This is a genomic window from Streptomyces sp. NPDC048248, assembly GCF_043201875.1.
GTDB lineage: Bacteria > Actinomycetota > Actinomycetes > Streptomycetales > Streptomycetaceae > Streptomyces.
On sequence record NZ_JBICZL010000007.1, the window covers coordinates 271,828 to 285,103 of the forward strand.

Here is a 13,276-nt window from a genome sequence, read left to right on the forward strand (position 1 = left end):
CGACCAGTGCCCATGGCATGTTGACCAGCAGGACGCGCATGGCCTCTCCCTTCGGGGAATCAGCGATGACCGGTCACGGTGCGCAGGGCGTGCCGCAGTCCCGCGGCGGTGAGTCGGGAGCGCCAGGACGCGAGGGGTTCCCAGGGCGTGCCGGAGAGTCGGGGATCGTCGTACGGCACCCATCCGGTGCCGTGCCGCGGGTAGCGCGGAGGCCCCAGGCACAGCCGCTTGGTGAGCACGATGCGGGTCGCATCGGTGTCGTTCGGCTGTGAGGCGTGCAGATGGTCACCGGCGAACAGCAGGACGTCCTGGGCGTCCATCGCCACGTCCACGGGGTCGCCGACGTCCTGACCGGGCAACAGGTCCCAGCCGTCGTGGCGCAGCGTGCTCCGGTATGCGTCCGGGTGGAACAGCAGTCCGTTGCCCCGTTCCACACGGGTCAGGGCGATCCACAGGTTGATGGAGTTGACGGGTGTGTTGAACCACGAGTCGACATGCGCGTCGCGCGGGGTGAGGAATCCGGCCAGGCCGTCCGGTGCGGAGCCGGGGGCGATGGAGGAGCGCGGCGGCATGATGCGCACCCCGAAGTGGTCGCTCAGATACATCCGCCCGGGCTGCGGCGTCAGCGCGGCCGTGAAGTCCCGCAGCATGGCGCGGGCGAGGGGGCGGATCCGGGTCTCCAGGTCGGTGCGGAGGCGGACGGTCAGCGCGGTGTCCGCGTGGCGGTGCAGCTCTTCGAGAGGGCGGCCCGCCGCCGGGCCGTGCGGCAGATGCTCGTCGAGGGCCGCGCGAACCTGTCGTTGCAGCGGCTCCCATGCGCCGAGGTGCGCCATCCCCCCTTTGAGCAGCACCAGACGGCCGTCGAGTACAGCGCGCAGCGGGACTGGGAGCGTGCCCGCCCGCGCCGGGACGCGGTGCTCCCGCGGATCGTCGGCCGTGCGCCCGGAAGGCTCGACGACATGCAGGTCGGCGGCGCGCGGCGAGGGTGTGGCCGGGTGCTGCTCTGTCGACTCGGACCGGTTCACCACGGCTCGCCTCCGGTGGGCGCCATCCGGTGACGGTGGTCGGACGACGCGTGCTCCATGGCCATCTCCGCCAGACCCTCGTGCAGGCCGACCGAGGGCCTGAAGCCGAACGCCGCCTGTGCCCGCCGGATGTCGGCGCCGGTGTGCCGGGCGTCCCCTGCCGAGGCGGGATGACGGTTCAGCAGCACCGGGCCGACGAGGCGCTCGACGACGGCGACTGCCTGTTGCATGGACACCGGGCCGGCACCGCCCAGGTTCGCGACCCCGGTGAAGGAACTGCGTGCGGCGGCACGCATCGCGGACACCACGTCGGTGACGTAGGTGAAGTCGCGGGTCTGCCCGCCGTCGCCGTACAGGGGGAACGCCGGCCCTCCGCTCGCGGCGGCGAGCAGCCGGGCGAAGGCCATGTCGGGCCGCTGCCGGGGACCGTAGACGGTGAACAGCCGCAGCGCGACGGTGGGCAGCCCGTGAGCCGCGCGATAGAGCTCGCACAGTTGCTCGCCGGCGAGCTTGGTGACGCCGTACGGCGAGACCGGCCGCGGGTGCGCGGATTCCGGCGTGGGTCGACAGAGTGCTTCGCCGTAGACGGAGGAGCTGGAGGCGTAGACGAACTTGGCGGGCGGATGGGCGCGGGCCGCCTCCAGCAGCCGCTGCGTGGCCAGCACGTTGCGGTCGGTGTAGAGCGCGAAGTCCTCGCCCCAGGAGAGCCGGACCCCGGGCTGGCCGGCCAGGTGGTAGACGGCGTCGGCACCGGCGAGGAGCGCGCTCGCATCGGTGCGCAGCAGGTCGGCGTGACGGAAGGTGAAGCGTGGACTGCCCAGCGCGGTTCGCAGGTTGCGGCGTTTGACGGCCGGGTCGTAGGTGTCGGTCAGGCAGTCGACGCCGACGACCTCGTCCCCGGCGGCCAGCAGGTGTTCGCACAGGTGGGACCCGATGAAGCCGGCCGCGCCGGTGACCACGGCGCGCATCAGCGGTCCGCCCGGTCGGTCGCAGCCGGTCCGGCCGGGCGGGTCGGCTCGGTGACCGGGGTCAGGACCCGGTCGGCGCGTCTGCGCCAGGTGTACTCGGTGAGCAACTGGTCGCGGGCCTCGCCGCCCAGGCGGGCTCGCAGGGCGGGCTCGGCGGCCAGACGGCGGACGGCGCGTTCCCAGGCGTCGAGGTCGGCCGGCGGCACCAGCAGGCAGTTGACGTCGTCGGCCATGACCTCCCTGAGGACGGGAAGATCCGAGGCGACCACCGCGAGCCCGTGCGACATGTACTCGAACAGTTTCATCGGCGAGACCCAGCGGCTGATGTCGCCGACACCCCCCGCGCAGGCCACCTGCTGCTGGTACGGGGCGAGGACGATGTCGAACGCCCGGTAGTAGGGGTGGAGGGAGCCGGGCGGTCGATGGCCGTGGAAGTGCAGATGGGGGTGGTCAGCTCGCATCCTCCAGTGCGCCAGATCGGATGCGGTCCCTCCGACGACGTGGAAGTCGGCCTCCGGAACGCGGTCGGCGAGGCCGAGGATGACCTCGATCCCGCGACCCGGGTAGAGATGCCCGACGTAGCCCACCTTGAGCGCGCCCGGTCGCCCGGGCAACTGGGCGGCCGGGCCCGGCGGGGGAGGATTGGCGCAGTCGTGGGCGGTGACCAGTGCCGGCCCGTCGGCACCGTCGAGTCCGTGGAAGGCACCCGCGTAGTCGTCGGCGAGCGCCTGCGAGACGAACACCACGCCGCGCACCGACCGGCTGCCCAGCAGCACCCTTTCGATCGCCCGCATCATCCGGCTGTCCCACAGCAGATGGGTCTCGTAGATGCGGGGCGCCAGGCCGCGGGCGGCCACCAGCGCGTGCGGATCGCGCCCGTAGAGGAGGTCGGGGACGCCGTCGCGGCGTATCGCGCGGCGTACCCCCCAGGCACGCAGCCAGCTGCCGAGCAGTACGGGTGCGCGCATCGGGAAGGTCCGCACGGGGAAGCGGTTGCGCGTCCCGTAGTAGGCGTGCACGTCCTCTGAGGTCATCTCGCCGCGCAGGGCGTAGAGGCGGACGTCGTGGCCGGCGTCGGTCAGCGCGTCGCACATGCGCATGACGTGGACTCCGTTGGCGTAGACCGAGGGAATGCTGCCGGAGTGCAGATAGGCGATGCGCATGCGGCTCCTCCGTACGACGGGGTGACGGCAGGGGTGACGGCGGAAGGCGGGTGGGGGCGTCGAGAGGATCAAGGCCCCGCGGGCTCTGCGGATGCTGCGGGCTTTGCGGGCTCCCAAGGCTCTGCCGGCTTCGCGGCGCGCAGTGAGAACGACAGCGGAAGTGCCGGCAGCGTGTCCGGCAGCCGCCACCAGCCGTCCCGGCCCTCCTCCATGAATGGCAGCATCCGCCAGCCCACGAACGGCCATTCATGCAGGAATTCCACCCGCAGACCGGCCTCGGCCAGCGCGGTGACCAGGTCGCCCAGGGTGTGCCCCCACACGTACTCGACGTCCGGGATGCGCGCCTCCGGCACCGAGGTCGGGCTGTGGTATTCGAAGGAGAGCGGTTCCGGCTCGCCGAAGTAGGAGTAGCGCAGCCGCAGTTCCGGCTCCAGCAGGGTGTTGTCGAGCATCCAGGCGGCGGGGTGGCCCTCGAAGAGGTAGAGGAAGCCGCCGGGCGCCAGGAAGTGCGCCACCACCCGTGCCCACCCGCGCAGGTCGGGCAGCCAGCCGAGGACTCCGTTGGAGGTGTAGACGATGTCCCAGGTCCCGGTCAGCACCTCCGGCAGCCGCAGGACGTCGGACTCGACGAAGCGCGCGTCCGGCGCGACGTCGGCGGCCAGCGAGGTGGCGATCTCCACCGCCCTTGAGGAGAAATCGACCCCGGTCACGCGCGCGCCCAACCGGGCCCACGAGAGGGTGTCGAGTCCGACATGGCTCTGCAGATGCAGCAGGGTCCGGCCTTCGACGGGGCCGACCTCGTCCTGTTCCAGCTGCCGCATCCGGTTGCCACCGGCCCGGAACCCGTCAAGGTCGTAGTGGGCCGAGGCGGCCTTGAGCGGCGTCCACTGCTGCCAGAGGCGGTGGTTGTCGGTGAGGTAGCGCTCCGGATCGCGCGGCGCGCTCGCGGCGCTCACGCGGGCAGCTCGTAAACGGAGACGTGATGGGTACTCGTGTCGGTCAGGGGACGGCCCGACCAGCCGCCGGTACGCCGCACCAGGCGCAGGCCCGCGAACTCGGCCAGCAGGTCGAGTTCACCCGGTGAGGAGTAGCGGAAGGAGACCCGCACGTGCCGCATCCTGCCGTCGTCGAGCACCAGGTAGTCGGAGGTGTAGCGCTGGTGGGCGGGGTGGAGGATCCGGGTGCGCAGCACGAAGCCGTCACCGGGTGTCGGGACCGGCTGGGTACCCTTGCCGACGGTGGCGAGCGCTTCGGGAAGATGTGAGTCGAGCACGAACGTCCCGCCGGGCCGCAGCCGTTGGGCGACCGAGGCGAAGCAGCGGCGCTGGGCGGCCTGGGTGTCCAGCTCGGCGAACGTGCCGCCGGCCGCATAGACGAGAGCGTGGCGGCCGACATCGGGCGGCTGTGGCGGGGCGGAGAAGTCGCCCAGAGTGACGCGGACGTTGTCGCCGCCGGGCTTGGCGCGCAGCCGGGCGGTCATCTCCGGCGAGGCGTCGAGGCCCTCCACGGTCAGTCCGCGCGCGGCCAGTGGCAACACCACTCGGCCGGTGCCGCTGCCCAGCTCCAGCAGCGGCCCCGGCGGCCCCTGCTCGGCGATCGAGGCCAGGAACTCCACGGTCGCGTCGCTGTTCGGCGCCGCCAACCAGTCGTCGTAGCGGGCGGCGAACAGAGCGGCGTAGGCCGGCTCGGCGCACGCGGGCTCGCTAGGTGCGTCGTCGGGGAGCGCGGACATCGGTCCTCCTGGGAGCCGGGGCGAGGTGTGTGGTGGACGCGGAGTAACGACGAGGTCTTCGCGCCGGTCAGCCGAACGGGTGCGGAGGCGCGCCGGGGCGGGGCCCGGCCGGCAGGGGCTGCGATCCGGGGGCGACCAGCCGGACGACCGCCAGCCCCTCCTCCGCCGGTGGCCCCACCGCACGTTCCACCGCGATGACGTCCTCGCCGGTGTGGTCGGCCAACAGCGCGGTCGGCGGTGGCACGGCAGTGGCTTCGACGCGGGCGAGCTGGTCGGGTCCGGGCGGCGGGACGGCCGGACCCGGAGAGTGCCCCGGTGCGCAGGAGCCGGTCCAGTACGCGAGCGCATCCTGAGCGTGGTACGCCCACAGCGCGTGATCCAGTCCGCTACGCGGGACCCGGGTGCGGGCCAGTCGATCCCAGCCGCGGCGGGCCACCGGTGTCGCCATGCTCCAACGGACCATCAGCGCTTCCCAGCAGGCACGCACGACGGCGTTCTGCCCCTCGCCGGCCGGTGCGCAGCGTGCGCCGAAGGTCTGATGGGCGCCGTCCGACTCGTGCAGGCAGACGGCGACCGCCACGACACCCGCCGGCGCCGGCAGCGCCAGTACGACGGCCGTCAGCGCCTCGCGGTCGAGCAGCCCGCGCACCACGTCGGCTTCCTTGTCCGCGGGCAGTGCGGCCCGTGCATCGAAGGACACCGGCGGCCGGCGGTGCGGAGCGCACCAGCTGCGGCGGACCAGGTCGCGCTCCAGGATCTCCCACGCCGCGTGCGCAGCCGCCGAGGCCGGATCCGGATGCGCGGCCACGCCGGTCGAGCCCGCGCGATGCGTGACCGTACAGCCCGGCGGCGGGCGGTGCTGGAGGAACGCCGTACCGGCCGGCACCCACACCTCCTCACCGGTGCCCGTCGAGCGGCCCCGACACCACAGCTGTCGCACGTCACGGGAGTCGCCGCGACCGCTCCAGGCGGCGGGGTCGACGGCGGGAACGCCGTGCCTGCGCAGCGCACCCCAGTCGCCGATGTGGACGAACGAGCCGATGCCGGGCCTGCCGCCCGGCCGGGCCCGGGCCGCCTCGGCCTCCGCCGACCGGCCGGCGAGCACGCTGCCCATCCGCTCCATCAACTCGCCCCGGGCGCGCCGCCGTACGTCGCCGGGGTCGGCGCCTGCCGCACTGCCGATCAGGACGGGGGCACCGCCCGCCGCGCCGGCACCGGCGAAGGCTGCGGACCGCGCGGCGACGCGGGCCAGCAGCGCGCCGGGAGAGTGCGGCCAGGGACCGAAGACCTCGGGAGTCCAGCGGGCCGCCGATACGGAGACCGTCACCCGCGACCCCCGGGCGTGCCGGCGTGTGTCCCCGTCGGCGCGCTCTCCCGCGCCAGCAGCTCGTCCACCTCGGCGCGTACCGCCTCACCGGCCGGGGTGAGGGACGTGCTGTAGCGGCTCAGCGTCCCGGCGCCCTGCCGGGCCCGGTTCAGCACCTGCATCCGGCGGGTGGCCACGGCCTGCTGCGGCAGGTCCGAAGCCGATGTCTCCTCGTGCAGCAGGCGGTAGAGGATCACCTGACGCGCCAGGACGACGGTCTGCTGGAAGAGACCGGTCAGCGGACGGGGGTCCGCGCGCAGCGGGGTCGGCATGGTCGGGGCGGGGCCGGTGCCGGGTATGAGGAAGGGGGCGCTGAGCGCCGCCGCGTTGCAGCGGGTGTGGGTCCCCTCGTGCACCAGGGCGTCGGCCAGCCGGACCCAGCCGGGCAGCCCGGTACGGCTTGTGGTCAGCCGGGACGCGTTGACGAACACCGCGCCGTGCGTGGTGAAGTCGGTGAAGCCGTCGATGGACGGGCCGTGCAGCAGGGCGATCTGCCGCACTCCTTCTTGCAGTTCGGCGAGCATCGACGGCCATGCCCGGTGCAGCCACTCCGCCGACTCCGCCAAGACCGCGCCCTGCCCGGCATCCCAGCCCCGCACCACCGAGATTCGGCCCGCCGCATCGGCCGTCGAGCCGTGGCCGGGTGGGAGGGAGGCGAGGGCCCGGCCGACGGCCTGCTCCAGATGCGGTGCCGGGTCGGCGAGATCGACGGGCCAGCGGCCGGCGGCCCGCCGCGGGGGCGGTACGACACCCTCGGCATCGGCGCCCGACTCCGGGCCGGCGCCCGGCGCGGTACCGTCTGCCGACTCCATCCGCACTCCGTGCGCCGCTGCCTTGCGGGCGGGATGGCGAGGTGGCCCCGGCGCGGTGGCCCCGGCCGTCCGCAGCACGGCATCGGTGGTGCTCCAGAGGGCATCTTCGTCGCGGCGGGCCGCCACCGCGTCAGGGCTGACAAGCAACAGTCCGGTCTCCAGCGTCGTGAGCACTTCGGTGTCGTCGGTCTCCGGCCTCGTCGTTCTGTGCCCTCCGCTCCGTACGGCGTCGTTCGATGCGGGTACGGGCACGGCGGGCCGGCGTGGCCGAGGTGGACGCCCGGGTGCGTGGCGGGTGGACCCACCACGCACCCGGGGTGCTGCCCTTGGACGGACCGGCGGTCTCAGTCCTCGCTCGGGATGTCGATCATCAGGGCGAACTCGGGAAGTTCCTCGGTGACCTCTTCGATCTCCTGCTGCTCCATGAGTGCTCTCTTTCTGACGGGGGCATCCGTTGCCGGCCGACGGCTCCCGCCATCGGCCGGTCAGCAGCTACCCCGCCCGGAAGGGTCCAAAGAATCGTGCGCCGGCCACCCGGCGAAATGACGCCTTGATCAACGGAGCGGGAATCGCTCGGCAGGTTTCCGGAAAGAGCGGGAATCCGTCCGGAAATCGTCTTCGCGTGTTGTCTGCGTGGCGACAGTGCATACCTGGGACGCGTCATGCGAGGTGCGCATGACCTGACAGGCAACGTTCTGCGAGGGAAAGCAGGCCTGATCGCCCCACTCGCTGTCTCAAGGGCCGAGAAAGCGAGTCCGGGAGCGTCGGAAGGGCCTCAAACACCCAGGAGGTTTCCGCTCCCGGCCCGCTGCGAGGCGCTGTTGTCATCCCCCGGAGAGCCGGAGACAATGACCGGCTGTGGCTCATGACAACTCAAAAATTACGGCATCGAATCCCCTTCAGACGGTTGACGCCGAAGGCGACGTCTACATCCTCTCGTTCCCCAAGTGCGGCCGGACCTGGCTTCGACTGCTGCTGGCCCGCGCGATCTCGACGGCCCACGGCATTCCGATGGAAGTGTGCAGAGACCTTGACCTCACACATTTCAGCGCGACCGATTCGACCGTTCCCCGGATCGTTTTCTGGCACGACGACCGGGTGGCCTTGCGCGCCCCCGAACAGTTGTCGGCGGACAAGGATTTCTACCGAGACCGCAAAGTAGTCCTGCTGCTGCGGGACATCCGCGACGTAGCCGTATCCCACTATTTCCAGCGCACCCGGCGGGAAGACGACTACAGCGGAACGCTCGGCGACTTCCTGACCGAGGGTGTGGGCAGCGTGCGCACCTGCCTGGAGTTCTGGAACATCTGGCACGCCCAGCAGCATGTGCCGGCCGCTTTCCTGCTCTCCTCCTACGAACGGCTGACCGCCGACACCTCCGGTGAACTCGCCCGCATCCTGCGCTTCTGCGGTCTGACGCAGGCCGTGGACCCGTCCGCGGTGGAAGAAGCGGTGGCCTTCGCCCGATTCGGCGCCATGCGGGCGATGGAACGGGACGACGTATTCCGCTCGGAGAAACTGCGCGCCTCCGACCCCGGCGACGCGGAATCGTACAAGACCCGCCGCGGTGTGGTCGGCGGGTTTCGCGACTACCTCAGCGACGAACAGGCCGACCAGGTCGGCGCACTCGTCCGCGGCCACTTGGTCCCGGCCTGGCAGCAGGCCGCCCTCGCGGCCGACAACCCGCCAGGGCCGCTGTTCAGCACCGCGAAGTGACCCCTCCGCGCAGCCCGCGCACCTCGGGGATCGCCAGCGGAAGCACGGACAGCACAGCGATGATCGCGGCCCCGGCACCCAACGCGCATTCCAAACCGAGCAGTTGTGCCGCAGGTGCGGCGGCGAGATAACCGAGTGGAACGGTGACCGACTGGCCGAGGGTCGCGTAGGAGACCGCACGACTGAGCCGGGCACCGGGCACCCGCTCCTGCAATACGCCCGTCCAAACCGTCATCGACACCGCGCTCGCCGCCCCCGCGACGGCGGCGGCCACGGTGAGCCCGGCCGTCCCGCCGTCGACGGCTATCACTGCCAGCGGCGCCGCTATCGGAACCGTGGCCGCGCACACCGTGACCCCGGACCTGACCGGCCGCCACCACAGCGCGACCCCGGACCCGGTGACCAGCCCCACCGCGAACCCGGAGGTCACCACCCCCCACGCGGCAGGCCCGCCGAGCACCTGGTGTCCGTACACCGGCCCGAGCAGCTGGTAGCCGGCCATCCAGACCGGGACGATCAGCGCGCCCTGCGTCGTGATCGCGACCAGCCAGCGCCTGGAGCGGAAGTCCTGCCAGCCTTCCCGCAGATCGTGATGGAACCGACCGGATGACGTCGCCGTGTGAGCCGGGTGCGGCAGGCTCGCGAACAACGCGGCGGCACAAGCGAACGACAGCGCATCCCAGGCGATGACCCAGGCCGACCCCACCAGTGCGACCAGTACGGCACCGGCCGCCGGGCCACCGACCTTCACGATGTTCTGTCCCAGCCGCAGCAGGGCGTTGGCCGCCGGCCGGACGTGCTCCGGCACGAGGTCGGTGAGCACCGCCGAGCACGCCGGGGTGAAGAACGCGGCCGCCGCACCGCACGCTGCGGACAGCGCCGCCAGTTGCCAGACCTGTGCCGTATGTGTCCACAACAAAATCGCCGCCGTGGCCTGGGCGACCGAGGACACGGTGTTGGCCACCGCCATCACCCGCAACCGGGGCCATCGGTCGGCGCTCGCGCCCCCGATCAATAGAAGCACCAGCTGCGGGGCCATCCCACAGGCGAGAACCCAACCGAGTCCCGCGCCGCTCCCACCGGGAAGTCGCAGCACCGCGAAGGCGAGAGCAATCGGCGCGATCGCCGTCCCCGACCAGCTCAGCAGCCGGGCGGCGAAGTGCCGCCGGAAGACCGGTACCGCGAGTGGCGTCCAAACCCCACCCACTCCCGTCGACACCAGCCCACTCCTCTCGCGGTCGCCTCGGCCGGGCACGCCGTCCAGGGATCGTCACACGGCGCACGTGTCGCGCGGCGGAACCAGGCCGCTCGCGATCGGGGGGCCACCCGCCCGAGCGGGCTGCTCGGGCCCGAAGCCACCGTGCGGGGGCTATTGGGGCTACTGGTTTGGCTGCCGGGGTTGCCGGGGTTGCTGGGGGCCTGTCGGGGTCTGATGAAGGCGAGGGGCGAGTCCACGGTCTCGGGCCTGCTGAGATCCGTTCACATGCTCAGCAACGCCTGATTTCGCGCCTGCATGAAGAGCGGATGGGCCACCCGGACTGTCGTCAACTGCCCCTGGCCTTCCGGCTCCGGGCGTTGGTCTGCTGCGAACGCGGCATCAATTCGGCGACGTCTCTGGCTCGCAGGGCGGGGCTCTCGCCGCCGTGGCGCTTCCTGCGGCAGGTCGACGCGCCGTCGGTACGCACAACTCAGGCCCGAGCTCTTGGGGCGGCACGTGTTTGATTCCCGACCGGCCCAGCCGAATGGACAGCAACCCGAAGGCACTGCGCGTCGTCTCGACACCCCGCCGCCGGAGCGGAACCATGATGCTCATGGAGTGCTCGGCCGAAGTGGGAAGGCGTAAGGCGCTGGGGGGAATCGGGGGCCTTGCAATCCTGGGTCTCGGTGTGACGGCCATGGGTTGCACCAGTCGGCAGCGCTCGGCAGAAGCCGAAGCGCGGGAATCCGATTCCAGCAGTCAGTATGTTTTCGGATACGGATCCTTGATCCAAAGGGAATCCCGAGAGGAAACCTGGCCGAAAGCCGGAAGGGCTTTTCCGGTCTCCGTGAATGGCATCACGCGTGGCTGGTACGACCGGGTTGACACCGTCAGCTGGGGGCCCACTTATCTGGGAGCTGTTCCGGACCGGAGCTCCACCTGCAACGGCGTAATCTTCCAGGTATCGCACGGTGAATTGAAGGCATTTACCGATAGAGAGCAGGGGTACAAGCTGACCCGAATCCCTGCTGGCGACATCACCATGCTGGATGGCAGATCGGCTCCACCACCAGGAACGTTCTGGTACTTCGGAAGCACATCGCGTAGATACGTCAGTCGGGAATTCCCCATCGTTCAGTCGTATGTAGATGTTTGCGTGAGCGGATGCTTGGCGGTTGAGGATGAATTTACGGCATCCCGCACAGCGAAGTTTGCTCAGAAATTCTTCACCTCTACGACTGACTGGAGAACTCCATGGATCAATGACCGAATTTATCCATGGCGACCCTTTGTTCATGTTCCGCAAGCCGAAAAGATCGACACTCTGATCCGAAATCAGCTCGGCGACAAAATGTTCCGCTCCATCTCGCTTCCTGGTGTCAGGACCTAAGTGCTGACCCGTGGATTATCCAGGACATTCCGGTTGATCGGTCGGCAGACTTGTTTCGTCATCCGATCGGGGTGAGCGAAAATATCGGACGGGGAGACGACGCTTATCGCCCTACAGCGGTCGGTAAATCGTGACCGGTGCCGTCAGGCCAACGTTGGTGTCGCACATGGCCAGCCGCACGCCGGAGATCTGTGCCTTGTCCTCCGACACTGTGCATGGGGCTTGATCGCTATCACCGGCTCCGTCGGAGTCGTGTAGGTCACTCGTTCCAGTCGAACGTGAACTGGCCCGTGGAGGTGTCGCGTCGGACGTTGCAGCGTATGGGCGCCAGAGAGAACTCTGCTGCCGCCCATCCGGCGACTGCCGGAGCAAGGGCCGCCTCCGCGTAGTCGACTTCGATGATCTGTAGTGTCCGGACTGAAATCAGGATGTACGGGCTGGCGTCGACGCATTGGATGCCGCCGGCTACCTTGCTCAGGCCGAGCCGCAACCATGCAAGTTCGCGTTCGTTGAGTGCCAGTCGGCTCCCGTAGTACGCGTGGTTGACTTCGGAGGCGTCCAGCCAGACCCGGTCGCTGATGGGGACACCGATGGCCGGTGGGATCGTCAGGCGGGCGGTCTCGGCTGCGAGCCCGAGAAACAGCCCGAATCCGCCCGTCTGCACCATGTAGCGATAGGTCTGCATGGCCCCTCGGTCGTTTCGTAGTTCTGGTCGCAGTTGGTGGACTCGAAGCTGGTTGACGGCGAGTTGAGAGGCGTCGCCGCGAGCCACTTGAAACTGGAGCGACAGTGGTCCGGCCAGGCGGTCTTCAGCCCCTATCGTGTCGTGCTCGCCGAGTAACAGTCATCTCGGATACGGTCTTGTCGACGTCGTAGTTGTCCACGCAGCGCGTTCCTGAGCTGCTGGTTCCGTCCCCGCCGGTCGGAGCGATTGTCATGAGTTGTCGAAGAGCTTGTTGCCGGCGATCATGGACCAAATCTGATCAGCCAAGGTGGCGGGGGCCTGTGCGCCATCGACGGCAATGTCGCAGTGGTGTCGCGCTGGCTCGATGTGACGCTCGTGTGCATCGCGTCGGTGATTGAGGTAGTTCTGTAGGAGGACTTCGAGGGGGAAGCCGTCGCGAAGGCATTTGCGCTGGATTTTTCGTACCAGCCGTAGATCAGCGGGTAGGTCGACGAAGACGTCCAATCGGACGTGTGGCTCCCGCAGGCAGACGTGTCGGGCGAACAGGCCGTCGACGATGACGATTGCTGCCCTTTCCAGCGCATGATCCGTGTCGTGGTTGAGGCGTTCGATGTCCATCGACCGGGGGTCGCCGACGTCCAGGCGCGGGATTCCCGCGCCGTCGCGTGCCCACACCCCTTGGCCCTGGCCGGTGAAGTAGTAGTCGTCACCATGGAGTACGCGGACGGGAACTCTTGGCGCGGTGACGGCCAATGCGGCGGCCAGCGTTGTCTTTCCCGCGCCCGCCCCTCCGGTCAGCGTCAGCAGCACACGCCCTCCTGCACCTTCCCGGTCACGGAGCGAGGATCGCATACGGTGCCGCTGGTTCACCGGGAGGACCCTGTGCTTTCCGTCCGGTCGGGCTGGCCACGGTTGTGCTGAGCTGGCGCGGGCGGTGACTGACGTGGATCCACGCTCCCCGAGTGCTTCCGCTCCCGGAGTGCTTCCGCACCCGCGCGCATCGCCACTCTTGGTGACGTTTGGTCTCATGTCGGTGTCAGAACGGCGATTCAGCTTGTCCCAGTCACGCCAGACTGTCTCCAAGCTTCCCCCCAGAAAACAGGGCTACTGTGGTCCCCGAAATCGGTGACGGTGCCCATCGGATCACCGAATCGACAAAGTAGGTCGACTACCTCGGAGTTGGCACCCGGAGCGCCGGTGGCGGGGTCGGGTGGACGGGCA

At 69.9% G+C, this 13,276-nt stretch carries 12 protein-coding genes; 2 read left to right on the plus strand and 10 right to left on the minus strand.

Features of this window, described 5'->3' with window-relative positions; all coding sequences use genetic code 11:
• Positions 1–59 precede the first annotated feature (59 nt).
• The 7 genes from ACGFZW_RS17085 to ACGFZW_RS17115 form a co-directional block, all read right to left on the minus strand.
• Positions 60–1,028, minus strand: coding sequence for a phytanoyl-CoA dioxygenase family protein (locus tag ACGFZW_RS17085; RefSeq protein WP_393893924.1), 969 nt, complete (start codon positions 1,026–1,028; stop codon positions 60–62).
• Complete coding sequence (locus ACGFZW_RS17090) at positions 1,022–1,993, minus strand: NAD-dependent epimerase/dehydratase family protein (RefSeq protein WP_393893925.1); 972 nt, start codon at positions 1,991–1,993, stop codon at positions 1,022–1,024. Before ACGFZW_RS17090 ends, ACGFZW_RS17085 begins: the two co-directional genes overlap by 7 nt.
• The gene (locus ACGFZW_RS17095; RefSeq protein WP_393893926.1) at positions 1,993–3,156 is read right to left on the minus strand and encodes a glycosyltransferase family 4 protein; all 1,164 of its coding nucleotides are present in this window, start codon (positions 3,154–3,156) and stop codon (positions 1,993–1,995) included. The genes ACGFZW_RS17090 and ACGFZW_RS17095 overlap by 1 nt, the downstream gene beginning before the upstream one ends.
• A 68-nt stretch (positions 3,157–3,224) precedes the next feature.
• Positions 3,225–4,112: a class I SAM-dependent methyltransferase gene (locus ACGFZW_RS17100; RefSeq protein ID WP_393893927.1), complete on the minus strand. Its 888-nt coding sequence runs from the start codon at positions 4,110–4,112 to the stop codon at positions 3,225–3,227.
• Positions 4,109–4,888 carry a class I SAM-dependent DNA methyltransferase gene (locus ACGFZW_RS17105; protein ID WP_393893928.1) on the minus strand — a complete coding sequence of 260 codons (780 nt, stop codon included), beginning with the start codon at positions 4,886–4,888 and terminating at the stop codon, positions 4,109–4,111. Before ACGFZW_RS17105 ends, ACGFZW_RS17100 begins: the two co-directional genes overlap by 4 nt.
• 67 nt (positions 4,889–4,955) lie before the next feature.
• Positions 4,956–6,215: a YcaO-like family protein gene (locus tag ACGFZW_RS17110; RefSeq protein WP_393893929.1), complete on the minus strand. Its 1,260-nt coding sequence runs from the start codon at positions 6,213–6,215 to the stop codon at positions 4,956–4,958.
• The gene (locus ACGFZW_RS17115) at positions 6,212–7,240 is read right to left on the minus strand and encodes an aKG-HExxH-type peptide beta-hydroxylase (RefSeq protein ID WP_393893930.1); all 1,029 of its coding nucleotides are present in this window, start codon (positions 7,238–7,240) and stop codon (positions 6,212–6,214) included. Before ACGFZW_RS17115 ends, ACGFZW_RS17110 begins: the two co-directional genes overlap by 4 nt.
• Before the next feature lie 684 nt (positions 7,241–7,924).
• Between ACGFZW_RS17115 and ACGFZW_RS17120 the strand changes: the two genes are divergently transcribed.
• Positions 7,925–8,782: a sulfotransferase domain-containing protein gene (locus ACGFZW_RS17120; RefSeq protein ID WP_393893931.1), complete on the plus strand. Its 858-nt coding sequence runs from the start codon at positions 7,925–7,927 to the stop codon at positions 8,780–8,782.
• On the opposite strand, the gene ACGFZW_RS17125 is transcribed toward ACGFZW_RS17120, so the two are convergent.
• Positions 8,766–10,001, minus strand: a complete 1,236-nt coding sequence (locus ACGFZW_RS17125; protein ID WP_393893932.1) for an MFS transporter — start codon at positions 9,999–10,001, stop codon at positions 8,766–8,768. The genes ACGFZW_RS17120 and ACGFZW_RS17125 overlap by 17 nt on opposite strands.
• 583 nt (positions 10,002–10,584) lie before the next feature.
• Here ACGFZW_RS17125 and ACGFZW_RS17130 point away from each other — a divergent pair.
• On the plus strand, positions 10,585–11,370 hold the full coding sequence (locus ACGFZW_RS17130; protein ID WP_393893933.1) for a gamma-glutamylcyclotransferase family protein: 786 nt from the start codon (positions 10,585–10,587) through the stop codon (positions 11,368–11,370).
• Between the two features lie 259 nt (positions 11,371–11,629).
• Here ACGFZW_RS17130 and ACGFZW_RS17135 read toward each other — a convergent pair whose 3' ends face one another.
• Together ACGFZW_RS17135 and ACGFZW_RS17140 are read right to left on the minus strand one after the other, a co-directional pair.
• Entirely contained in the window at positions 11,630–12,055 is a 426-nt protein-coding gene (locus ACGFZW_RS17135) for a hypothetical protein (RefSeq protein ID WP_393893934.1), read from the minus strand.
• Between the two features lie 249 nt (positions 12,056–12,304).
• Positions 12,305–12,865 carry a uridine kinase gene (locus ACGFZW_RS17140; RefSeq protein ID WP_393893935.1) on the minus strand — a complete coding sequence of 187 codons (561 nt, stop codon included), beginning with the start codon at positions 12,863–12,865 and terminating at the stop codon, positions 12,305–12,307.
• Between the last annotated feature and the right edge of the window lie 411 nt (positions 12,866–13,276).

Excerpts from the sequence above, each read along its gene's own strand:
- ACGFZW_RS17090 (WP_393893925.1), bottom strand. The coding sequence starts at position 1,993 with ATGCGCGCCGTGGTCACCGGCGCGGCCGGCTTCATCGGGTCCCACCTG.
- ACGFZW_RS17095 (WP_393893926.1), bottom strand. The coding sequence starts at position 3,156 with ATGCGCATCGCCTATCTGCACTCCGGCAGCATTCCCTCGGTCTACGCC.
- ACGFZW_RS17105 (WP_393893928.1), bottom strand. The coding sequence starts at position 4,888 with ATGTCCGCGCTCCCCGACGACGCACCTAGCGAGCCCGCGTGCGCCGAG.
- ACGFZW_RS17130 (WP_393893933.1), top strand. The coding sequence starts at position 10,585 with ATGATGCTCATGGAGTGCTCGGCCGAAGTGGGAAGGCGTAAGGCGCTG.
- ACGFZW_RS17135 (WP_393893934.1), bottom strand. The coding sequence starts at position 12,055 with ATGCAGACCTATCGCTACATGGTGCAGACGGGCGGATTCGGGCTGTTT.